This is a genomic window from Erythrobacter sp. F6033, from assembly GCF_023016005.1.
GTDB lineage: Bacteria > Pseudomonadota > Alphaproteobacteria > Sphingomonadales > Sphingomonadaceae > Erythrobacter.
Map to the genome: position 1 here is coordinate 2,379,647 of NZ_JALKAZ010000001.1, position 26,211 is coordinate 2,405,857.

Annotated in this window: 7 protein-coding genes; 1 reads left to right on the forward strand and 6 read right to left on the reverse strand. The window is 56.3% G+C overall.

Translation table 11 applies throughout. The features are described 5' to 3' along the window. Positions 1-129: 129 nt before the first annotated feature. From MWU39_RS11320 to MWU39_RS11340, 5 genes are read right to left on the reverse strand one after another with little or no spacing between them, the layout of a single operon-like run. Positions 130-2,286, reverse strand: coding sequence for an HlyD family efflux transporter periplasmic adaptor subunit (locus MWU39_RS11320; RefSeq protein ID WP_247160129.1), 2,157 nt, complete (start codon positions 2,284-2,286; stop codon positions 130-132). Then, complete coding sequence (locus MWU39_RS11325) at positions 2,283-3,680, reverse strand: HlyD family efflux transporter periplasmic adaptor subunit (protein ID WP_247160130.1); 1,398 nt, start codon at positions 3,678-3,680, stop codon at positions 2,283-2,285. The genes MWU39_RS11320 and MWU39_RS11325 overlap by 4 nt, the downstream gene beginning before the upstream one ends. Next, entirely contained in the window at positions 3,661-4,644 is a 984-nt protein-coding gene (locus tag MWU39_RS11330; protein WP_247160132.1) for an efflux RND transporter periplasmic adaptor subunit, read from the reverse strand. Before MWU39_RS11330 ends, MWU39_RS11325 begins: the two co-directional genes overlap by 20 nt. 3 nt (positions 4,645-4,647) lie before the next feature. Further along, the gene (locus tag MWU39_RS11335) at positions 4,648-6,144 is read right to left on the reverse strand and encodes a TolC family protein (RefSeq protein WP_247160135.1); all 1,497 of its coding nucleotides are present in this window, start codon (positions 6,142-6,144) and stop codon (positions 4,648-4,650) included. Positions 6,145-6,170: 26 nt separating this feature from the next. Further along, positions 6,171-21,059: an Ig-like domain-containing protein gene (locus tag MWU39_RS11340; protein ID WP_247160137.1), complete on the reverse strand. Its 14,889-nt coding sequence runs from the start codon at positions 21,057-21,059 to the stop codon at positions 6,171-6,173. A 935-nt stretch (positions 21,060-21,994) separates the two neighbouring features. On the opposite strand from MWU39_RS11340, the gene MWU39_RS11345 reads away from it, so the two are divergent. Then, complete coding sequence (locus MWU39_RS11345) at positions 21,995-22,405, forward strand: hypothetical protein (RefSeq protein ID WP_247160139.1); 411 nt, start codon at positions 21,995-21,997, stop codon at positions 22,403-22,405. 219 nt (positions 22,406-22,624) lie between these two features. Here MWU39_RS11345 and MWU39_RS11350 read toward each other — a convergent pair whose 3' ends face one another. Then, positions 22,625-26,203 carry a M1 family aminopeptidase gene (locus tag MWU39_RS11350; RefSeq protein ID WP_247160140.1) on the reverse strand — a complete coding sequence of 1,193 codons (3,579 nt, stop codon included), beginning with the start codon at positions 26,201-26,203 and terminating at the stop codon, positions 22,625-22,627. Positions 26,204-26,211 lie beyond the last annotated feature (8 nt).

Consider the following 26,211-nt stretch of genomic DNA (forward strand, 5'->3'; position numbering starts at 1 on the left):
CAGATCTTGGATGGCAACGTCTACGCGTGCAGCGCAAACCAGCTGACCGGAGTGACAACGATCAAAACATCAAGTTTCATGTCATTTGGTAACATCGAAGCTGATAAGTCATGCGCGGGTCAGTGCTAACTAGAACACTCGCCGAGCCATCCGCGCTAGCTGAGTTGCTGCCCATTGTGCGAATGAGCGTCCTTCAGTGCGAATTTGCACCGTTCCGGGAATGAGTTGAATCTGATAGCCATCTCCTCTCACCGCACCTTTCTCCGCAATCATACGGACACGGTAAAGCGCCTCTCTTGGAGCAAGCTCCTCGCCACTCTTATCGACAGCGATAGGCCCGCCATTGGTCGAGGCGAGAATAGGCTGTTCGAGCCGAGCAACCGCGCTGGATGACAGCTCAACCAGCTTTGCTGAGCGGGAGGGCCCGCCCGCATCCGACGCAACAAATGTGCCGAGCGCACCTTGCTCCAGCCGCCAAATCTCGTCTTCGGGTACATAAGCCTGAACATCGTAGTCGCTGGGCGTGACGACATGAGCGAGGACCTCTTCGCCGCTGATCCATCTGCCGACATGGATGTCTGGAGTCAGCCCCGACACAATTCCTGCGCTGGCAGCCCTTAGGATGAGCTTGTCCGCGCGCCGCTCCAATCCACTCAGCTTGTTGCGCTCGCGGGCCAGCTCCCGCTCGATCACGGCACGGTTTGACCGATCCCGGTCGTCTGACCCAGATCGGCCCATTTGCAGTTCCAGTTGAGCGATACGCACTTTAGTCGATGCAGCCTCTGCCCGTAGTTCAGGCGCTTCGAGCTCGATGATCGGGTCCCCTGCTGCAACGCGCTGACCATTGGCGGTAATCACATTGACGACGCGCGCGGGCTCTCCCGAGACAATCGGAGCAGCACCAACAGGCGTTAAGACTGCATAGCCATCGACGTGCCTATCAAGCGGCAGGAACGCTGCGATCAACAATCCGCCGAGCACCCAGAGCCATGCTTTGCCGCGGCGGGAGCTGACTATCTGCTCTCGCAATCCGTTCCATTCGCGCAATTCCGCGTAAACGGGCCGCCCGATAAACACTGCCAATTCAACGACAGCCAGGATCAGACCCAGCGGCTGAAAGAACAGATTGTAGACGAGGATCGCAATGCCGGTGAACAGAAACAGCCGGTATATCCATGTGCCATAGGCATAGAGGATCATGCCATTGCGCATCTTGTCAGGCACCGCTTCTGGTGCGGGAGCGCCAAGAGAGAACAGGACTTCGCGCATTTTCCATTTGCCCAGAGCAAAGGCACGCGGCTGCAGATTGGGGACGTTCAGGAAATCTGAGAGGACATAGTATCCGTCAAACCGCATGAACGGATTGAGGTTGATCGCAAGGCTCATGATCCAGCTGGTCGTCGCAAGGATAAAGGCAACGCTGCGAGCTGTCCCGTCGGGCAAGAGTACCCACGCCATCGTCGCAACGCTGGCCACCATCAATTCGGTGGCGACACCTGCGCAATCAATCGCAAGCCGTTTTTTGCGCGACGTCAGCCGCCATGCCGATGTTGTGTCTGTGTAAAGGACAGGCATCATGACAAGGAAACTGACACCCATTGTAGGCACCCGGCAGCCATATCGGGTCGCGGTGTAGGCGTGGCCCAGCTCATGCAGGATTTTTACGAAGAACAGACCCGCGCCATAAGCGATCAGACCCTGCCAACTGAAGAAGTAGAGGAACGAGGCGATAAACGCATCCCACTGGCGAGAAACCAGAAACAGGCTCGTTAGCGCCAAAACAACGAAGAACACGAGACTGTAGAACGACCAAAGTGGCCGCACAGCATCTATGGTGCGATCAAGAAAGCGCGCGGGCTTCACCAGCGGAATGCGGATGAACAGGTAATTGTCGAGCAGCCATTTCCACGCCGCTTTTTTGTTGCTGGTGCTCTGCTCCATAAAGGCGGCAACACTGTCTCGGCCGACCGGACCAACGGTCAGTCCGTTGGTCGCGGCGAATTCAATCACAGAGTTGAGCGCTTCATTCGCATCATCGGCACTCAATCCGCGCCGCTCCAGATCTGGGCCGATCCGCACCAACTTCCCGCTCGCCCAATGGGAGAAGATGATGAATTCCACCCGCCCCAGTTGAAAGAAAGCATGGCGGACGGGGTCGAACAATGTCCAGCTCGGGGCGCCGTTGATGAGCGGTGCACCAGGCTCAATTCGCAGCTCCTGCCGCAAAGCAGGAAGCGGAGGCGGAGAGGCCGCTGGCAGGTCAATCAGGATCGCTGCGGCGGTCATAGTCCGATAAATTGGCGCAAAGCAGAGATCGGACGGCGCAGCAGCGAGTAGATGAGCGGCACCCATCGGCCATAGACCTGAGCGGTGCCACGTGACCCGATCCGCGGATTGTCACCGTCGAGTTTCGCCGTCAGTGCAAAGGCCAACGTCCCGTCTGGCGTTTGACGCGCCTGATAGCTCGCCGTGTCAAGCCGAGCGTCGATGGCCCATAGAGGCTGGGAATCCAGCCACATTTTGATCTTCGCGCCTTGCTCAAGCGACATTTGCTCTGCTGCAGGCAAATCAATCCGCATCATGATTTCATCCGGATTGACGATCTGCATGATTGGATCGCCTACATTCACCGCGCGACCTTCCCAATCGCGGCGATCGCTAAACAACGCCATGCCATCTCGCTGTGCGGTGATGGCCGATTGCCCGGCCAGCTCCTTGGCATAGTCATATTCCGCCTGCGCGACCTCGACCTCTGCTTGCATGATCGCAATATCAGACGTTTCATCTTGCGCGCCAAAGGCCGAGCTGGTGGATCGCTCCAGCCGTGAACGTGCCACAGCGAGTTTTTCCTCGGCCAGTTCCAGCTCGTTTTCCAGCCTCACATCATCGAATTTTAGCAGCACCTGCCCAGCCTTGACCGGAGCGTTGGGCGTTACTTCGATTGAGGCAATCCGGCCCGAGAATGGCGCCGCGACAATATAGGGACGCTCTGCCACAATCTCTGCTGGAGCCAGCGCGGTAAGGCGAACCGGGAATAACAGAATAATCAGAATAGCCGCCGCGATCCATTTCTTCTTTGCAGTATCGATCACAGGCAGGCGGCGAACCGGTTTTCCGCCGCTCAGCGCCAGCCATGCATGTGCGGCTGTCTCAGCGATCCGCGCCGCCCGGTATTTCTCACCCTCGCGCAGAGGCTCTTCACGGGCGATCAAGAGTCCGCCAAACACGCCTCCATCTCTGCCAAGCAGCGGCTGCCAATGGAGCTCTCGGTATGGATACTCATCCATCGCCTCACCAGAGTGGAGGCTGCCAGCGCGGAAAGCGTGGGCCTTTCCCAGACCATGCTTATCAGCCAGCGCTTCGACCGACTTTTCGAGCACATGGATGAGTGGTGCATGCCGATCCACCGTTGCAAGGGACGATGCGCATCGGACTTCAAAACCCTGCCCGATCCGCGATTGGAGCAGCACAAATGCTTGCCCGTAAGGCAGAACCTGTCGCGCTTCGTTTGCGACAAAGTACTGAAGTTCCTGAACCGTTTCCTGACGGCGGATGTCCGCCTCGAATTGGAGCAAAGCCGCTAATTTCGCGGCATCCGGCGTCCCGCCTTTGGCCGCAGGCGCAGCAATCGCGCTTACCGGAGGCTTCGCCTCTACAGGCTCAGGACGGCTCGTTGCCACTGCTCTCAGCCTCGCCGTCGCCGCCAATCTCGGTGGCGTCGTTTTCCGCTTCGGTCGTATCCTCTGCGGGCTCTTCTTCTGGTTCCTCGAAGGTCGCCGTGCCGCTCATCCCCGGAAGCACCATAGCATCACCGGGTACGATGTTCGCCGAAACGCGGATCGTCTTGCTGACGGGATCAACAGAGGCTCCAAGACGTGTGACTTCTCCCGTAATCGTCGCACCCGTTTCATCGATGACGAAATCAAAAGCGGCGCCGGGCCGAAGCCAAGTCAGCCAATTGCTTGGGACGATCAGATCCGCCTCCAGATCGCCGCCACTCTGAATGCGCAGCAGAGGCTGACCACTGGCGGCGACTTCGCCACGGCTTGCGATTTCCTCTACCACAGTGCCTGCGAACGGCGCGTAAACCGAACAGTCCTTGAGTTGGGCGGAAATCGCGTTTGCTTCAGCCTGAGCGCGGCCCAGATTGGCTTGTGAGATTGCTACCTCGTTGCGACCAACCGCTTCATAGCTATCCAGTTCGACATTGGTTTCATAGGACTTTTTGTATGCGACCGTGGCTGCTCGTGCAGCTCTCAGTTCTGCTTGAATCGTCGAACAGTCGAAACGCGCAAGCAGCGCACCCCGGCGAAAACTGCGTCCTTCGCGGAACGGCATGGCTGTGATCCGCGCCGTCATACGCGATGCAATCGTCGATGTGTTCTTGGCCGCAATCACCCCGCGCGCATCGAGCACAGGCTCCGGCTCGGGTTCTGGAGCGGCAGCAATATCTTCGCCCGCTCCTGCTTCTGCATCGGCTGCAGATACGCTTTGGTCCTCCGACCAATTGGTATCGCCGCTATTGGCGTAGACGATCCCCGCAACCATTGCCGCAGCCGCCAGTACACCGCCGCCGATCAAAAGCTTTTTCTTATCGCTTTGATCCTGCGGCACCTCTGCAGTCGCATCATCAATGTCGGTCATTACTTACTGCCCAGATAGCTTCATCGCAGCTTCGCGGTCTTGCCACAATTTCGCAAGCGAAGTCTGCAGCGTCGCTACATCTTCCTGCCCCGTCAGATCAGGGGCGAATTCATCAATCCCCATCGATGCGAACAAGTTGGCATAGGCATTTTGCGCTTCAGCATAGGCGATATCGTACTTCACCTCGGAAACCAGCGTGTTCATTTCCTCACGAAGTAATGTCTGACGGCTCATTGCCCCAGCTTTGTAACCTGAGCGAATTTGACCAAGGATCTTGTCCTGCACCGCCATCTGCCGTGATGCCGTTTCAAGCTCCTGACTGAAATGGCCATACCGTGCGCGCGATACATGGACCTGCGTTATCACAGCCATGGTGAGCGCCAATTCGCGCTGCTCGAGCAAGTCGTCCTGTGCGCGGACCGCCTTTTTATGGGCAGGCAAACGGAACAGGTTGAGCACGTTCCAGCTCGCCTGCGCGCCGTAATTCACCCAATTGTTGTTGAACAGGAAGTCGTTGGAATTGACGTTCACACCCAAAATGCCGCGGAAACTCGGCAAAGCAGAGAGAAGTGCAGCATCCAGTTCACGCGAATTTATCCGCTGGCGATAGCTGACTTCGCGCAGCTCGGGGCGATTGAGCAAGGCTGTCATCATCATGTCTTCGCCAGCATACTGCACCGCTGGCAATTCGGTTGTGCGGTCAGGCAAGACGAGCGAAAATTGCGTGCCTGGACGCAAGTTCATCAAGGCCGCCAATTGCGCCTTGGCGACCACCAATTCGCGTTGCAGCTTGCGGATTTGCGCCTGAATTTCGAGCAATTCGCGTTGGTATGTCAGCGCTGTCAGCGGAGCGGACAGACGCCGCTCAGCCAAACGCTCTGAATTCTCAAGCGTGGTCGAAACTGATCCTTCGAGCTCTTGTAGCTTCGTAAGCAAGCGCTCTGCGCTAACCGCGCGCCAATATGACGAGCGGACATCCTCTATGACGCGATTGGCAACTTTACGACGACGTTCCTGCGCAATCAAAATCTCGTCAGCGCCCTGCTTTGCGCGCACATAAGAGAGGCCGAAATCGAGCACGTCCCAGCTGAGCGCGAGGTCCGCTGTGAACAGATCGCGCTCTTGCGAAGTCGACGGCTCCAGCGATTGCCGCCGGGTGATCAGCGACAGCGAACTAGCACCAGCAAAGTTGTTGCGCCCGCCATAGCCAGCGCTCGCCACCAATTGCGGCAGCATATCGTAACGTTGTAAATCAAGCTCGCGGTCGCGCAGCGCGATCTCCATCAGCTCAACCTTGTAGTCGAGGTTGTATTTCAGCGAGCGCGCCATCGCCTCGTAAAGGTCGATCGGCGCCGACACCGGCTCTTGTTCCGCATCGACCCGCTGAAAATTGCTGGTCGCGGTTTCATTGAGCTCCGCCGGTGTGAACGGCTCTGGTACAGTCGTGCACGCACCCAAAGTGAGTGTCGACGCGCCGAGCAGTGCTAGTCCCTTATTCATTGGCCACCTTCATCCGTTCTCTAAGTTCAAGAAAAAGCTGCAAGCAATTTGCTTGCCTCATCATCAGCTTCGGCACTTGCTTGTGCCATCATCGTTTCGAGTTTTTCAGCCTTCATGGCGGTTTCTGTTGCAGCTTCATCGAGCTGGATTTCACCAGTCGCACCCTGAATAACAACAGGGATTTCAATCACCTCGCCATCTTCGCGAAGGGCGCGAACGATCAGCCTCAGCGTGTCGGCATCCACAGGACGTTCGATGATCGCGAGACCACGCGCATCCATCCGGATCCAGTCCGGCAGCGGTGTGCCATCACGGGTGAGGAGCTGATATTCAATGATCCGCGGAGCCTCATCGCTGCCGATATCGCGCATTTCGACATAAACGACGCGGTCACGAACAATGCTTTCGATCATCACCTGATCATTGCCGGTATCAAGCTGGCGAACGGAGAAGCCGGTAAGGCTCTCGACCTGGAAATCGCCAAAGCGCGGATCGAACAGGCGGTCCACACCAAAGCGCAGATCGCGGATATGATCGATATGAGCGACAACATCATCAATCGGATGTCCGCTTGGATCAAATCCGCCAATACCGTTGAGAGACCGCAGATTGTTCACCGCGTTGAGCAGAGGCATATCAACGTTGAGACTGCCTGTTCCGCCCAATGAACGGAAATCATTGACCGTATCGAGGATTATGAGCGGAGTGCTGATAAAGCTATCGGTCTGATCAAGCACCCGGTCGACAAGATAGGCATCCGGAATACCCGGTGCTGGCTCATCGCCCAACAGGAAGTTCAGATCGGCGCTCGCTTCGACCACTGTGATCGTCACAAAGCTCTCGACAAAACCGCCTTCGCCATCGGAGATGATGTAGCGGATTGTCGCTTCGCCAAAGAAGCCGGGAGGCGCGCTGTATGTCAGCGTGCCATCAGGATTGATAATCACCGTGCCAGCATCGACGCTGGCAAATATCACTTCGAGCGGATCACCGTCCGGGTCACTGGCATTGTCCAGCACATTGATGATTGTATCCGTGCCGCCAATGACTTGAACGGCTTCGGGTTCATCAACTGGCGCTTCGTTGGTGTTGATCACCTCGACTGTTACGGTCGCCGTCGACGTACCGCCATTTCCATCACTGATCGTGTAAGTGATCGTGTCCGTGCCGAAGAAATCGGGGTTCGGCACATAGGTGATCGTGCCATCGGGATTGATCGTCACCGTGCCGCTATTCGCACTGGCATCTGTCACAGTCAGCGGATCGCCGTCTGCATCCGTGTCATTGACGAGCACCGGAATGGTGACCTGACTGTCCTCAAGCACGCTGGTGATGTCATCCACTGCAACAGGCGGATCGTTGACCGGATTGACGGTGACTGTCGATGTCACTGTGTCAAACCCGCCCATACCATCGCTGATCTGATAGGTGATCGTGTCGGTCCCGTTGAAATCGGGGTTCGGCGTGTAAGTGATCGTGCCATCAGGATTGATCGTGACCATGCCGTTTGGCGCATTGGCTGATACGACTGTCAGCGGATCACCATCGACGTCATTGTCGTTGGCTAAAACAGGGATCGTGATCGGCGTGTCTTCGTCAGTCGTGGCAGGATCAGGCTCGCCCACCGGCGGATCGTTCACCGCAGCAATTGTGACATCAACCGTGGCTGTTGCTGTGCCGCCATTGCCATCATCTATCGTGTAGGTGATGGTGGTTGGGCCGTTAAAGTTCGGATCCGGAACGAAAGTGATCGTGCCATCGGGATTGATTGTGACCGTCCCGTTAGGCGAAGTTGCCTCGGTTATTGTCAGTGGATCGCCATCGGGATCGCTGTCGTTGGCTAGGACTGGAATAGTCAGCGGCTGATCTTCCGTACCGGCGGCGCTGTCATCGATAGCGACAGGCACATCGTTCACCGGATCGACCGTAATCGTCAGCGTAGCTGTATCCGTACCGCCCATCCCGTCGCTGACGGTGTAAGTGATCACATCCGTGCCGTTGAAATTCGGATCGGGCGTATAGGTCACCGTGCCATCGGGATTGATCACAACCGTGCCGTTTGGCGCGGTCGCGTCGGTCACTGTCAACGCATCACCATCGGCATCGCTATCATTCGCGAGGATAGGAACGGTGACAGGGGTGTCTTCCGGTGTTGTCGCGTTGTCATTGACCGCTACTGGCGGATCGTTGACCGGAGCTACATTGACCGTAACTGTCGTTGTCGCCGTACCGCCCATACCGTCATCTATTGTGTAAGTGATTGTGGTCGGCCCGTTGAAGTCGGGGTTCGGTGCGAACGTAATCGTGCCGTCCGGGTTGATCGTAACGGTGCCATCTGGCGATGTCGCATCGGTAACCGTCAATGGATCGCCATCGACGTCAATGTCATTGCCCAGAACAGGAATGGTGACCGGAGTGTCCTCATCCGTGGTCGCCGTATCCGGCGTTGCAACTGGAGGATCATTCACGGGCGCAATGATAACGGTGATGGTTGCGGTGTCGGTGCCGCCATTACCGTCATCAATCGTGTAAGTGATCGTATCGGTGCCGTTGAAGTCCGGATCGGGCGTATAGGTCACCGTGCCATCCGCATTGATCGTAACAGACCCGTTCGGCGCAGTTGCATCCGTTACCGTCAAGGTGTCGCCATCCACATCACTGTCATTGCCGAGCAGCGGGATAGTAACCGGCGCATCCTCATCGGTCGTCGCGCTGTCATCGACAGCAACCGGCGGATCATTCGCTGGGTCCACCGTTACCGTCACGGTAGCAGTTGCCGTGCCGCCATTGCCGTCGCTGATCTGATAGGTGATCGTGTCTGTGCCGTTGAAATTGGCATCCGGTGTGTAGTCAATGGTGCCGTCTGGCAGGATCGTGACAGTACCGTTTGCAGCAGACGCGCTTACCACGCTGATCGTATCGCCGTCGGGATCGCTGTCATTGGCGAGCACATCAATGTTGATAGATGTGTCCTCTGTCGTCGAAGCCGTGTCATCCACCGCGACCGGAGGTGGGTTGGTGACAGTCCAAGCAAATGTGGTCGAAACGGTGCCGCCATTGCCATCATCAGCGGTAACGGTGACGGAATAGACACCGTCGCCCAGAACGCCGCCTTGCGAGGCCGCTGGATCAATCGTGCCGGAAATAACGCCAGTGCTGGGATCAATGGTCAGCCCGGCGGGCAGGCCGGTCGCATCGAATGCAAGGGTATCGCCATCCACATCGCTGAAGTTGCCAGAAGTCGGCACGCTAACAGCTGCGCTATCGACATTGTCGCGCGAGGGCAGCGGAGTGACGACCGGATCATCGTTCACAGGTCCGACCGTGACAGTAACAGTCGCCGTCGAGGTGCCGCCATTGCCATCCGAGATCTCATAAGTGATGGTGTCGGTGCCGTTAAAGTCAGCATCTGGCGTATATGTGACAGTCCCATCCGCCTCGATCACAACTGTGCCATTGCCGGCGCTGGCCTGCGTTACGGTAAGCGGATCGCCATCGGGATCGCTGTCATTGGCGAGCACGGGGATGTTGACTGGTGTGTCTTCATCGGTGGTCGCGTTGTCATTCACAGCCAGCGGTGCAGGGTTGCTTATGGTCCATGTGAATGTCGTATCCACCATGCCGCCATTGCCGTCATCCGCAGTGACTGTGACCTGATAGATGCCATCGCCATTCGGCCCGCCTTGCGAGGCGGCAGGGTCAATCGTTCCGGTAACATTGCCAGCTGCATCAATGCTGAGCCCGGTCGGTAGGCCGGTGGCCGTAAATGTCAGCAAATCACCATCTGAATCGGCAAAGCCCGGCGAAAGGTCGAGTGCGATCACATCGGCATCGTCATTACCGATAGCGGGCAGAGCAGGCGCTGTTGGGACGTCATTCTCTGCACCGACAGTCACCGTGACAATGGCAGTGGAGGTGCCGCCCTGACCATCATCAACCTGATAGGTGATCGTGTCTGTGCCGTTAAAATTCGCGTCCGGCGTATATTCAAGCGTTCCGTCCGGGTTGATTACAACCGTGCCGTTAGGCGCGCTTGCAGAAACGACGGTGAGATCATCGCCGTCAGGGTCAACATCATTGCCGAGTACATCAATCGCAGGGATCGGCGTATCTTCTGTGGTAGATGCAGTGTCATCTGTAGCGGTCGGGCCGGGGTTGGTCACAGTCCACACGAATGTCACATCGGTTGTGCCGCCATTGCCATCATCGGCAGTAATCGTGGTCTGATAAACGCCGCCATTCACCTGGCTTGCATCCGCATCGATTGTGCCCGTAACTTGTCCAGTGACCGGATCAATCGAAAGGCCTGCGGGCAGGTTTGTTGCGCTGAAGCTCAGCGTGTCGCCTTCCGGATCAGAGAACAGCGCGCCTGCATCAATGGTGATTGCATCGCCATCTGCATCATCCCGGTTTGGCAGAGTCGCTGCGTCTGGCGCATCGTTTTCCGGCGCGATCACGATTGTTGCGATCGCAGTGGCTGGATCGCCGTTCGCGTCTTCAATCGTGTAGGTCACGGTCGCCGTGCCGTTAAAGTCCTGATCGGGCGTAAATGTGATTGTACCATCGGGATTCACAACAGCCGTACCGTTGGTCGCCTGCGCATCTATGATGACGATTGGTGTCGTGGCATTACCATCCGGATCAATATCATTGGTCAGCACATCGAGCACTTGCGGCGTGTCTTCGGTGCCGGTGTAACTGTCATTGACTGCGGTTGGCGGCTGGTTGTTGATCGTCCAGGTAAAGGTCGTATCGACCGTGCCGCCATTGCCGTCGCTTACAGTCACAGTCACGGTGTAGACGCCGTCACCAAGAGGTCCGCCGGTGGAGGCCGTGGCATCAGTAGTGCCAGTGACTTCGCCGGTGGCTGGATCAATCGACAAGCCTGCGGGCAACCCGACCGCGCTGAATGTAAGCGCGTCATTCTCCGCATCGCTGAATGCGGAAGCGAGCGGCACATTGATGACTTCGTTATTGCCATCGGTCAGATCCGGCAGGCCGACAGTTTCGGGCGCGTCGTTCAGCGGATTAACCGCGATCGTAACAGTCGAAGTCGCTGTGCCGCCTTCGCCATCACTGACCGTGTAGATCACCGTGTCGGTGCCATTAAAATTGGGATCAGGCGTGTAGGTGACAGTGCCATCTGCATTGATCAGCACAGAACCGTTCGCCGCGTCCGCAGCAATGACAGTCAGAGTATCGCCATCGGGATCGCTGTCATTCGTCAGCACATTGACCGTGACAGGTGCGTCTTCGTTCGTTGAAGCCGTATCCGGCGCAGCGCTTGGCCCCGGATTGCCGACAGTCCAGACGAATGTCGATGTGACCGTGCCGCCATTTCCATCATCCGCCGTAATAGTGACAGTGTAGAGACCATTGCTGTTCGGCCCGCCTTGCGAGGCGGATGGGTCCAGCGTGCCTGTGATCAGACCATTGGCGTCGATTGACAGTCCGGCAGGTAGGCCAGTGGCCGTAAAGGTCAGCGCATCGCCATCGACATCATCAAAATTGCCTGACACATCCAGTGAAATGACATCGGCATCCTGATCGGTTTGATTGGTAAGCTGCGGATCAGCCACAGGATCATCGTTCACCGGATTGACCGTAACGGTGACGCTGGCGGTGCTCGTGCCGCCTTCGCCATCGCTGATCTGATACGTGATTGTATCGGTGCCGTTGAAATCGGGGTTCGGTGTGTAGGTAACCGTGCCATCGGCTTCGATCACAACGCTCCCATTTGGCGCGGTTGCAGAGGTCACGGTCAGCGGATCACCATCGGGATCGCTATCATTTGCCAGAACCGGAATGTTTACCGGCGTATCCTCATTGGTCGACGCCGCATCATCTGCCGCGACAGGCGGCGGATTGGTGACTGTCCAGGCAAAGCTGGTGGTAACCGTACCGCCATTGCCATCATCCGCCGTGACCGAAACCGTATAGATACCGTCGCCAGCCGGGCCGCCTTGCGAAGCGGATGGATCAATCGTGCCGGAGATATTGCCGTTTGCATCAATGCTGAGTCCGGCGGGCAGTCCGCTCGCGCTGAACGTCAATGTGTCGCCATCCAGATCGCTGAAATTACCAGCAACCGGTACATTCACCGCCGCGCTATCAACATTGGCAAGGTTTGGAAGCGGTGTGCCGACGACCGGATCATCATTCACCGGATCGACCGTTACCGTGACAGTCGCAGTCGAGGTGCCGCCATTACCGTCGCTGATCGTGTAAGTGATCGTGTCAGTGCCGTTGAAATCGGCATTCGGCGTGTATGTGACCGTACCATCCGCCTCGATCACAACCGTACCGTTTGGCGCGGTGGCCGAAGTGACCGTCAACGGATCTCCGTCAGGATCGCTGTCATTGGCGAGCACTGGAATGTTGACCCGCGTGTCTTCATCGGTCGCCGCGCTGTCATCCACGGCAACAGGTGGCGGGTTCGTTACCGTCCATGCGAAGGTGGTTGAAACAGTGCCGCCATTGCCGTCGTCGGCTGTAACAGTGACGTTGTAGACGCCGCCTGTACCGCCTTGGCTGGCATCTACAGCAATAGTGCCGGTAATCTCGCCAGTAGCGGGATCGATAGAAAGACCCGCTGGCAGACCGCTGGCGCTGAAGGTGAGCGTATCGCCATCCAAATCGCTGAAGTTGCCCGCCGTCGGCAGCGACACATTCGCGCTGTCGATATTGTCTTGCGGCGCAATCGGCGTGGCGACCGGATCATCATTCACCGGATCGACTGTGATGGTGACAGTTGCGGTGGAGGTGCCGCCATTGCCATCGCTGATCGTGTAAGTGATCGTATCGGTGCCGTTGAAGTTCGGGTTCGGTGTGTAAGTGACCGTTCCATCGGCCTCGATCACAACCGTGCCATTGCCCGCATCCGCAGCCGTGACGGTCAGTGGATCACCGTCGGGATCACTATCATTGGCGAGCACAGGGATGTTGACCGGCGTATCTTCATCGGTCGCCGCAGTGTCATCCACGGCTTCTGGCGGTGGGTTGTTCACCGTCCAGATGAATGTCGTATCGACCGTACCGCCATTGCCATCATCGGCTGTCACGGTGACGGAATAGACCCCATCGCCCGCTGGGCCGCCTTGCGAAGCGTCTGGATCAAGCGTGCCAGTAACATTGCCATCGGCATCAATGCTGAGACCGGGCGGCAGGCCAGTGGCGCTAAACGTCAGGTCATCGCCGTCTACATCAGAGAAATTGCCGCTGACATCGAGCGTGACCGGCGTGCTGTCATCATTGGTTTGCGGCGCGATTGGGGCAGCCACAGGATCATCATTGACCGGGTTCACTGTGATGGTTGCGGTGGAAGTTGAGAACCCGCCATTGCCATCACTGATGGTGTAAGTGATTGTATCCGTACCGTTAAAGTCCGGGTTTGGCGTGTAATCGACACTGCCGTCCGGGTTGATCACAACCGTACCATTGGCCGCTGTCGCAGCAGTCACAGTCAGCGCATCACCATCGGCATCGGTGTCATTGGCGATCAGCGGCACATTGACAGGCGTGTCCTCATCGGTGGTCGCCGCATCAGGGTTTGCAACCGGCGGATCGTTGATCGGGTTGACCGTAACGGTGACGGTCGCGGTGTCCGTGCCGCCATTGCCATCCGAAATCTCGTATGAAATCGTGGTTGTGCCGTTGAAGTTCGGGTTCGGCGTGAATTCCAGCGTGCCATCTGGATTGATCGTGACTGTACCATCCGGCGAGGCCGCGGTCGTGACGGTCAGATCATTGCCATCAACATCGCTGTCATTGCCCAGCACGCCGATGGTGACCGGCGTGTCTTCATCGGTGGTGACCGCATCATCGACAGCCACCGGATCATCGTTGATCGGATTAACAGTGACGATAACCGCAGCGGTCGAGACGCCGCCATTGCCATCATCGATCGTGTAAGTGACCGTGTCTTCGCCATTGAAATCGGGATTTGGCGTATAGGTCAGCGTGCCATCGGCCTCGATCACTACTGTACCATTCGGCGCGCTCGCGCTGGTTACGGTCAGCGGATCGCCATCGGGATCATTGTCATTGCCGAGCACATCGACATTGACGCTGCTGTCTTCATCAACGCTCGCATTGTCATTGACGGCAGTTGGTGCGGGGTTGGTGACGGTCCAGACGAAGTCTTGCGAGACGGTGCCGCCGTTTCCGTCATCCGCCGTCAGCGTGACGGTGTATGGGCTGCCCTGGCTTGCATCGATGTCGAGTGTGCCCGAAATAATGCCGGTCGCCGGATCAATCGAAAGACCTGGCGGCAGGCCTGCCGCCGTGATCGTAAGATCATCGCCGTCGATGTCGCTGAAGAAGCTCTCCGTTGCGATGGAAACCGACTGATTGTCTTCATTGGTGACGTCAGGAATATCGACCGCCACGGGCGCGTCGTTTTCGGCAGTAACCGTTACAACCAATGTCGCGGTCGCTATCCCGCCCTGCCCATCGCTGACCGTGTATGTGACCGTCGCATCGCCGTTAAAATCATCGTTGGGCGTGAAGGTAACGGTGCCATCTGCATTGACAACAACTGAGCCATTGTCCGCGCTCGCGCTGGTAATGGTCAGAGGATCGCCATCAGGGTCGCTGTCATTGGCCAGAACCGCCACGGTAACCGGCGTATCTTCCGGCGTGGTCGCGGCGTCATTTTGCGCAATCGGCGGGATATTCTGCACCGAATAGACGAATGTCGTGCTGACCTCTTCACCGGACGGGTCGGTCGCAGTCACAGTCACGACGAACGGGCCGTTTTGCGAGCTATCCGAGGCCAAAGTACCAGAAATGACGCCCGTATCAGGATCAATCGAGAGCGCAGGCGGCAGGCCTTCTGCGCTAAACGTCAGGACATCGCCATCGACATCGTTAAACGCGCTAGCGGTTGGGATGGAAACAACCTGGCTGTCTTCACCGTTCTGATTGGGCAGTCCGACAGTCGTCGGCCCATCATTGACCGGAGTGACGGTTACATCGACGCTGGCCGATGAGACCCCGCCTTCGCCATCATCAATAGTGTAGACGATGGTATCCGTACCGTTGAAATCTGGATTTGGCGTGTAGACCAATGTGCCATCGGCATTAATTGTGACCGTGCCATTGCCCGCTTTGGCCTCAATTGCCGTCAGATCATCTCCGTCTGGATCGACATCGTTGGCCAGCACAGGAATATTGACAGGGGTGTCTTCGTCAGTGGTTGCCGTATCATTGCTAGCGACAGGCGCGGGGTTGCTGACATCCCAATTGAATGTCTGGGAAACGGTGCCGCCTCGCCCATCGTCAGCCGTCACGGTAATGCTGTAGCTGCCACCGTTCACCTGGCTCGCGCTGTTATCAATTGTTCCAGTGATAACGCCCGTATCAGGATCAATCGTCAGACCCGCAGGCAGGCCGTTCGCCGTAAAGCTGAGCGCATCGCCGTCCGGATCGGCAAAGCCGCCTGCGACGGGAAGATTGATATCTTGGGCGTCAAGATTGGTCTGATCGCCAATCGATCCGCTTGTGACAGGTATGTCATTGATGTCGTTGACCACCACGGTGACCGTCGCAATCGACGTACCGCCATTGCCATCCGAAATCTCGTAAGTGATCGTGTCCGTGCCGTTGAAGCCCGGATTTGGCGTGTAGGTAACTGTGCCATCAGCGTTGATGGCCGTGGTCCCGTTTTGCGCATCAGCCGAAGTCACCGTCAGCGGATCGCCGTCCGGATCACTGTCATTGCCAAGCACATCGATGGTGACCGCCACGTCCTCATCGGTAGAGGCGTTATCGTTCACCGCCTCTGGCGCAGGGTTCGCGACATTGAATGTGATTGTCTCTGTGGTGGTGCCGCCATTGCCATCATCAACAGTGATGGTCGCGGTATAGACACCGCCACCCGTTTGGCTGGCATCAGGCGTGATCGTGCCAGAGATGACGCCTGTATCGGGATCAATCGTCAGGCCCGGCGGCAGATCAGTCGCGCTAAAGGTAAGCGTGTCTCCGTCGACGTCGCTGAATGCACCCGCAACCGGCACAGAGACTGTCTCACTATCGACCGCATCGACTGGTGGGATCTGAACTGAATCCGGATCATCGTTGACCGGATTCACCGTAACCGTGACGGTCGCCTCAGACGTGCCGCCTTCGCCATCGCTGATCCTGTAGCTGATCGTAGCCGTTCCACTGAAATTCGCGGGCGGCGTATAGCTGATCTGATTACCAACCAACGTTGCCTGCCCGACAGAGGCAAATGCCGAAATCAGAGTGATAACATCACCATCAGGATCGCTGTCATTCGGCAGTACGTCTATGATAATAGGCGTATCTTCATCGGTGCTGGCGGTATCATCAGCGGCGACAGGGGCAGGGTTGGTGACAGTCCAGGTGAAGTCCTGATCCACAGACAGACCGCCCGGATCAGATGCAGTGACCACCACATTATAGACGCCGCCGGTGCCGCCCTGGCTGGCTGAATTATCGATTGTTCCAGTGATCTCACCGGTCATCGCATTGATTGTGAGACCTGTTGGAAGGCCGGTCGCGCTAAATGTAAGTGCGCCGCCTTCGGGGTCCGAGAACGCTCCAGAGACATCGACTGAAACACCGCTATCGGCATCAACATTTGTTTGCGGCGGAAGCGCGCCCGCGACAGGCGCGTCATCGACAGGCACAACATTGATGGTCGAAATTGCCGTGTTGGAATCCGATTGCCCATCGTTCACCGTGACTTCGATGGTGCGCGGCGTCGTGTCTGGAGTATCGCTGGTATTGTTGAATTCTATGGCTTGAATAGCAGCAGCGTAATCCGCCTCGCTCGCCGATCCGGTCAGCGTGATTTCAGTGCCATTGTTGGTATATGTTATGCCGCCGGGGAGTGTCCCGGTGGCCGCGTTGGAGCCATTCACCAGCAGCTCGTCACCGGGCATCGCGTTGGTCAGAGTGATGCGGCCTGATTCCATATTTACATCGTCAGTATCCGACACAAATGCATCGGTATCAGCGATGGAAATAGGCGGACCGTTTTCCGTAAATGTGTCTTCGAAGCTGGTGTCACGCTCAATCGTGAAAATCTGGAAATCGTCGAAGATCGGCGGCGCGCCAGATGCATCGTAGATATATACGCGGACCTGATAATTGGTGCCGGGCTGCAGCGTGAAATCATCCGCGATATCGTTGACGGTCGGATCGTAAACCGGCCCTCCAGCCTGTGTCGCCTCGAAATCGCGCGTCAGGACAGTCGAGGTGGCAAAGTTGTCCGTCGAGATTTCAACTGCGATTTTGTACGTGCCGCTGGCATCCCAATCGGCGTTATATAGACCTGAAATGACCGTATCTGGAGAGATATCGCCGGCAGTGGTGAAACGGTATTCGAAATAATCATCGGCAGCTTTCGCCGCTTCAAAAGTCGCCTCATCCGCACCCGATACGACCACGCGAGTATTGCTGTAACTGGCGGAAATACCGGGGCCGACAATCTCTGGCTCGCCGCTCGCAACAGTGCCATTGTCAAACCGCCCGGCATTTGTCGTGTTGGCCGGATTGTTGTGCTCCCAACCGACCGCAGTCCCTTCGGACTCCGGACCATTCAGATCAACAAAGGGCGGAATAATCACTTCGGCGACATTGATCGTCAAAGTGGCCGTATCTGTGCCGCCCTGCCCATCGCTGATCGTGTAAGTTACGGTCGCTGGTCCGGTGAAACCATCATTGGCTACAAAGTTGATCGAGCCGTCCGGATTGATCGTGACCGTGCCGTCAGGCGAAGTCGCCGATGTGACAGACAGTGTGCCGCCATCGGGATCGCTGTCATTGGCCAGAACATTCACGTTAACCGGCGTTGTTCCATCGGTGGATGCGGTGTCATCGACCGCGACGGGAGGGTCGTTTTGCTCGGTTACGAACAGATTGACGGTCGCCGTACTCGTGCCGCCTTCACCATCGCTGATAGTGTAGGTTATGACCTCGGGCCCGCTGTAATCGGCATTCGGCGTATATGTGATCGTGCCGTCTGCGTTGATGACTACGCTGCCATTCGGCGCAGTGGCCGAAACGACGCGGATATCGTCGCCATCGGGGTCTTGGTCATTGGCCAAGACATCAAACGTGATCGGCGTGTCTTCGAGAGTAGAGCCGCCGTCATTGTTGGCCTGAGGCGCAGGATTGGTGACAGTCCAGCTGAAATTCTGGGTCGCTGTTAGACCGCCAGTATCAGTAGCAGTCACAGAGACATTATACACTCCGCCAGAGCCGCCCTGGCTAGCTGAGTTATCGATAGTGCCCGTTATAAAACCGGTGCTTGGGTCAATTGATAAGCCTGGCGGCAAGCCAGTTGCCGTGAAGGTCAATCCGTTTGGGTCTTCAACATCGCTGAAGCCGCTGGCCGCGTTTACGAAAATGCCCTGTTGCGCGTCGACATGAGCCTGCGGAGGCAAATTGCCATTGGTCGTTGGGTTATCGTTAACCGCATCGATGACAATCGGAACGGTGGCAGTAGAGGTCCCGCCGCGCCCGTCGCTGATCGTGTATGTGATCGTGTCGGTACCGCTGAACTCGGCATTTGGTGTGTAATCCAAAGTACCATCAGCGTTAATCGTGACGGTCCCATTGCTGGCATTGGCGCTGATCACGCTCAACGTGTCGCCATCCCCATCAGAATCATTCCCAAGTACGTCGAGGTTTGTAATCGACGTGTCTTCATCAATCGTCTGTTGAGGGTCATTCACCGCTGTGGGCGGATCGTTGACCTCGACGACCTTGATGGTTGAGGTCGCGACGTTCGAATTGAGCGCTGCGTTCTGGAAACTGATATTGATAGTGCGATCAGTCTCGCTGGGCCGCTCACCTGCACTCGTGAATGTGATCGCTTTTAAAGCGTTCTGATACTGTGCAGCGTTCGCCGCGCCGGTCAGAATGATCTCGGTTGCAGTCCGAGTATAGGTAATTCCGCCGTTCAAACTTCCTATCGCCGCGTCGGAGCCGTTCACCAGCAAGCTATCGCCGGTCTCAGGGTTCGTCAGCGTAACCGTAACGCCCTCAACGGAGCCGTCGGGGTTGGTGATCCGGACGTCATTGTCCACGATCGAAACGGCAGAGCCATTCTCGACGAATGTGCCCATATAGCCGGAGCCGTTGGCGGTGCTGTTGTTATTGTCGAGATCAAGGCGCGGAATAGAAACCGTCGTGCCGCCAGTACCGAGATTAAAATCGGCATCACCATCGTGGCCAAAGAACGCACCTGTAAACCCGGGTGCGAGATTATATTCGATTGTGAAACTGTTGGTATCGAGCCAGTTGAAGCGTGCGGCTGATGGCACCCCACTGTTTTCGTTGGCCGAGCCTGACGCAGTAACTTCACCCGGCACTGAGGTATCGAACAAAACGCGCGATCCATTGGCAGCCTGGAATGATGACAGCGTGTCAGTATCAATAACCAGATATTCGCGGGTTTCCGGTCCTCCATTTCCATCAATATCCGCAACGGTAAAATTAATATCAATGTTGGCGGGAGCGCCCGTTGCCGTGAAAAAAATATCCCAGCGGATCTCCGCAGTGCCCGTTCCCCCGGAGCCGTTCTTGCGCAGGAACACACCGAAATCATCACCCGATGTTCTGAATTCGACACTCTCTCCAGCAGAGATAGCAGTTATAGTTGCTCGTACGCTGATAGACTGGCCGTTAACGGTAGCGACATTCGACCAAACAGCCGAAGAACCGGCCGCTGTCAGGCGAGTATTGTCCGCCACCTGAACGCCATTTTCGTTGAATGAATCATGTCCCGTCGCAACAAGTGCGACCGGCGCGAGCAACCCTTCCCATTCACGCGCTACAAGCGACGCGGTTTCGATCACACCCAAACGATTCTCGAGGGTCCAGTCACCACCGCGAGCAATACTGCCAGTGTCATCGATTGATGCGGCGATATCGGCGCCTGTTATAAGCGCCAGATTGTCGAGCAGGCGCTGCCCGTCTTCTCCGGCGCCAGTGTCGCAACCGTAAAGAAGGATATCACCGCCTTCACCGAGTTTGGAACCGATGGAAGCGAACGCCGATGACAGCTCACCAGTAAGCGACGCGGAGTCAATTCGGGTATCACCCAGCCAGAACATTCCGTTCTCGCCATGGCTGACAATATGAATTGCGCCAATATCGGATTCGCCAGCAAGGGCCGACAGAACTTGATCGACACCGTCACTGTTGCCATCGATCAGGACGATCGTCCCACGACCCTCCCAGGTTTCGACAAGCTCCTGATAGTTCTCGACGCTCGTGTCGATAAATATGAAGTCATTGGCGCCGCTGGAATCCCCTATAGGCGGCGCAAGATTATCGCCGGTCAAATCAATAGGGACGCGGTCATATTGATACACATCAGCGGACTGATGCTGTTCGCCAGAAGGGGCGAACGCCAACGGGTCCAACGCGATTGCGCTTACTTCTTGGCCCTCCGCACGGCTCAGTCCTGAAACCGCAGCATTTCCGCCAAAAAGTACGGAAAAATCCTCTATGATGCCGATGGACGAGCGTTCTCCCGGCAGACCGAGTCCAAGCCCATCAGCGAGCACCTGCTCCTTGGAAACACCAGGGAAGCCCTGAACAGGCGGTTCGTCGCTATTTGCTGCGTCAGCAGCGACGCCGTCATCACCTTCGCCGTCATCGCTTTGGCCATCATCGCGCTGAGCTGCGTGTACGAGCTCCGCATCAGCCGACGAATTATCTGACGCGTCGGGGTTGCTGCCCACAACAACGCTGCGCGAAACATCAAACGCACCCAAGGCCAGTGGAGAAATCGCCGAATGCTCGAACGAAAACGTTTCTTGCAGTGGAGCACTTTGCGCCAAATCAGCCGATGCAGCGGTAACCACCGCCGCCCCATCAAACATCATTCGCGGTTCGAGCGGGATCAAATGAATTTTAAGGGGCTTCTTTTCCAGCATTCGCGACCGATCCCACCTGATTTTTAGCTAAGGGTCAATTAAGTACGTGGAGCTAAAACCCTTTGCCAACAAACTACAAATTGCGACATCTTGAGCAAATGATCTCTCGACCGCATACAAAATGCTATAACTAAACCCCTTAACAGACATCGCCCGGTCGTTTTTTTAGAACGCCTCGCCCACGTCTTGAGTAATTTGCAACAATGTATTGATCTTGGAGAGAAACATTTCCAAAGCCACTGCTTTTAGTCTGTACGTTAGGTAAATGCCGCAAACTCCGGCAACCGAGAGCGGGATGAAGAACGTTGCAGCTTATGGAATTCAATCACCAAATGAGCCGAAGAACCTGAGGCATTTCTGGCGCGGCCAACGCAGAAAAACACACGTACAGAGGCGCATTTGATCGCATAGGTACGCGTTGCCCCCCCTACCAATAGATGCAGAGAGATTTGAGGGAGCCCTTAGCCCGCTAGCGACAATGCCTATCGGCGAGAGGCTCGGCATGGGTAGCCTTCAGGTGCTCAATTTTGTCAAACTTAGGTCTGAAAATAGGGCGCAAATCCGATATCGCACGAAATGCGGCGCACCGCCTGCTTCCTATATGCTTCCAGATCGAGCCTCCAAACCGGCACTGGTAACGGGAGGTCAAATTGGCAAAACTCACGAAACGGCAAATCGAAGCTCTAGAACCAACCGAGAAAGACTTTTTTCGTCTGGGACACTGAGTTGTCAGGTCTAGGTATCCGTTTGCTTCCAACAGGCCGCAAGCAGTTTGTCTTGCAGTACCGTTTTGGGAAGAATTCTAAACGGATGAGGCTGGGGTGGTTCGGTGCACTCACCCGCAAGATCAAGCCCGCTGACTGGCACTCGAAGCGCTGGTCAAAATCAGGCGCGATGTAGAGCCGCAGGTAGAGAAACACGAGCGCAGAGAAACCGTGACCGTCAATGAGCTCGCCAAGTGCTTCGACGAAGAGCGCATCACAGTCCGACTGAAGGCCAGCACGGCGAAGGAGTATCGCCGCAACCTTGAGCTTTTCATCCTCCCGGCGATTGGGCGTCTGCGCGTAATCGATGTGACCCTCGCTGATATCGCCAAGTACCATCACAACTGGCGCCACCGTCCCTACCAAGCCAATCGGAACATCGAGATTATCTCGAAGATGTTCAACCTAGCTGAGCTCTGGGGCCTTCGGTCCGACGGCACGAACCCGCACAAACACATCAAGAAGTATCCGGAGAAGAAACGAGAACGCTACTTCTCTGCCGCCGAGCTTCAAGCCATCGGTCGAGTCCTCGGAGAGATGGAGGAAGAGCGCATCGATCAGCAGTTGAGGAAGGACAACTAATGCCAGTTGGTCCCGTTCAAATACTGGGATGATTAGGAAGGCCGCTATGTGCCCCAATATCGGCTATTCAAACGACCTTTCCCTCCCTGAAAAGCAGGTATTCCCCGAGGCGGCATCGTCAATGCAACTGCACTGTAAAATCCAAATAGGTAAACCAGTAATCCGGCGTTTGGATTATCCTTTTAAGTTCCGTTTTTGAGCAAATAATGAGGCGCAACCTCAATCAATCTCGAAGACATTGTCGTCCGAATTGCGATCAATATACTTATTATATGGATCGACCCCCACGAATGCCGGTTGCTTTGTTGTGACGATGCGCACTTCCTGCGAACCATCTTTGATCGCCTGGCGCTCCATCAAAAGTACGTTGGAATTGTCGAATGCACCCAATCCTGGTCGGGCAGTGAACGCGCCAACTTCAATCTGGTCCGATAGCGGAGCCTTGGTCTCAACACCTTGTCCATCGGCATAGAATTTCGCCGCTGCGATATTTATGGTCGTTTCCCAATTACCATCAGGCAATTCACGGGTCTCCGCCTCTTCGACTTTTAGGTCATACAAAGTGATTTTGCGAAGCAAATCTTCGACCAGTTGGCGTTCCTCGTCATTGCGGGCGAGGCTTTCGAAACCCTCAACCAGATCGGTCGAAATCGCATAAGGCGCGCCCTTGAAACGATACCGGTCGAGCAATTCAGATAGCATCGCATTGACGCGCTCTTCGCCGAGCCGATCCTGCAAGAGATACATCACCACTGCGCCTTTACGGTAATGGATGTAGCCCTGATTTTCGACCTTCACGAGCGGCAGTTCTTCAATGACTTCGCTGCCGCGCGAGGTGAGGTAATTGTCGAGCTCGTACTTGAGGAAGCGCCGCATTTGGTCTTCTCCGTAGATCTCTTTCATCACCATCATGGCGGAATATTGCGCCATGGTTTCGACCATGATCGTACCGCCCTGTTGATCGGCGCTGATGATCTGGTGAGCCCAATATTGGTGACCCACTTCGTGAGCGACGACATAGGTTACTGCGTCGATATCGCCCTCATCGGCGTAATCCGCGACAAAGCCGATGCTTTCAGAGTAGGGCATCGTTCCAGCAAAGGCCTGAGCGAAACTCGCATAGCCGGGGAATTCAATAATTCGTGCATGCGGGAATTGATACGGACCGAAATTCGCGCGGTAATAGGCGAGTGATTTCTCGAGCGCATCAAGCATCCGTTCGACATTGGTGTCGTGCGCTGCATGGTAGTAAACTTGCAGCTCAACACCGTCGACTTCGCGTTTTGCAATTTCGTAGTCAGCGGACTGGATCGAGAAGAATGACAGGATCGGATTTTCCGAAACGAATCGCGCTGTGCGCCGGTCACCATCGATTTGATCCGACACACGCACACCGGGCGCGATGGGCGTTTGCCCTGCATCCGTGGTGATCGTGATATCAGCTGTGACCCAATCCGCGCCAACATAATTGCGCTGCCGCGTGAATTCATCACCCAGCGGAGCAGGACGCAGTTCGGCAGGCAGTCCGTATTCGCGTCGAGTTGCGCGATCTTGCAACAGGCCCGAACGGTTCATGCCGATTTGCGGGGCAAATTCGGAGTTATTCAGGAACGTCCCGTTTTTGACGAGACGGGTGTCATTGCCGCGCGCACGAATGCCGCGTTGCCATCGGCGAACCTCGAATGTGAGCTGTGTGGTTGCGCCCGGCGCCAACGGTTCGTCAAAACGGTATATGCGATATTTAAACTCCTCATCATCCGTTTCGAGCGCCGCACCAGCGACCTGAATATCGATGATTTCGGCATTTTCATCCGGCAAGCGCACGTGGAGCACTTCGATGGTTTCATCGGTATCATTGGCGATTGCATAATGTCCGCTGGCCTCCATTCGGGTCTCTTGCGGGAACAGATCAACTTTGATCTCGACCTCGGTCACCGCAGGCTGAATCAGCGTTTCGTATTGCAGATACTTTTTTTCATAGGCCGCAAGTTGCGCATCACCTGCGTCGCTCGTGCGATATTGCTCGACCCGGTTCATCTGGTTGAACAGATACCCACCTGAAACAAACGCGGTGAGCAGGCCTGCGGCAAGGACACCGCCAGCGGGCGATTTCAAGCTTGCTGGCATGCGTTTTAGCCGCGGGGCAAGGGCCGCATCGGCGCCGCGTCTCCACAGCAGATGGGCCAGCACTGCAAGCACCAGAGCAACCGCGCCCCAATACAGCCTGAGGCCCCAGCCGAGTGCGTTGCCGACATCATTGCCGTTCAAATCAGACACCGGATTGCCGCCTGTCGATCCATAGAGATACAGCGGGTGCTGGAACCCGAGATTGGACAACACAGTCTGGGCGACGATGTAGATCACCATGATGCCCCAACCGACGAATTTATTCGGGCTAAGCGCTTGAACAAAGACGGCTAAAATGGCGAGGATCAGCATGTCGACAGACAGCGGCAATATGTACCATTCAAAGAACTTGCCAAACTCGGGCGTAACGCCGCGCAGAGTTTGAACCAGCATTGCGGATACTACACTTGCAAGGATCGCGGTGAATAGCACGATCGCAACGGCGATCGTTTTCGGCACCATATAGCTCCAACCGGGGACCGATGTTGAATCGATCAGCTCGTGCATTTTGCGATCACGGTCGCGCCAGACTAGCTCCCCCGCATAATAGATCGCGATGATGACAGGGATGATGCCAAAGCCGCCCAGCAGGATCGGAATGACAGTGAATGTCAGCGGCCGACTCGGCGTACCGTAGAGGTCATTGCCCAGGAACAGACCGCCGGTCGAGTTGAAAAGACCAATCAGTACCAGCACGAAAAACGCCGGATGCTTGACCACTTGTGCCACTTCAAAACGGGTGCGGGTCACAAGGCGCGCCCAAGCGCTTTGGCCCGGACGGAGCGCGGGCAGCTCGCCCACAATGCGCGGCTCAGTCTCGCTTAGCTTCGCCTGCTTTTTCGCTTCCTTGCGCAGCTTGCGCTTGGAGACGCCTTTTTCAGCGAAACTGAAACGCCAATAGGCAAGGGCAAGCATTAGTAGTGCAAAGCCGGTCCAGAGAAGGCGGTTCGCCAGAATAGCTCCGCCGAATGCGGGTATCGTGGTGTTCGATTCCGAAGCTGTCCAATACTGGGTTTCGTTGGAGAGCGCGCCAAGGCCGAATGGTTCAAACAAAGCCGCGATGTCCTGCAGGTCAGGTCGCCCCTGAACCGTCGCGATCAGGATCGTCCAAAGCACAAGAAACACAACAACCGCGACATAGGTGTACATCATTGAGCGCGTCATGGTCGCCACGGCGAAGAACAGTGCGGACACCATGAACATGCCAGGAAGGGCGAAGAGGAAATACGCGCTGGCGTAGTAGGAAAGCTTGTTGGGGCCGACCGTTTCGGGATCGACCCACGGCATGAGCGACCCGAGCCAGATTGCCAAGGGCACAGTTGCAAACGCCACAGCCGAAGCCAAAAACGCTCCGGTGAATCGGCCGAGCAAATAGTCGAATTTGCGCACCTGTGTTGAACGGACCATTGGCCCAAAACCGCTTTCATCATCGCGCACGATCACATTCGCGACGAAGGCCGTCGACACGAACATAAAGAACAGCGTGAGGATCAAATGCGTTTGTATAATCGCAAGCGGGCTGTTGGCGTTGATATTGCCGCCACTGCCGATCTGGATATCGTCGCTGGTGGCAGCGCCAAAAGTCAGCAGAAAGAAAATAACAGCTGCGACCCAGAAAACGGGATTGCGCAGCTGATAGCGGAGCTCAAATGCGGTGATTTTACCGAACATGTCGATCC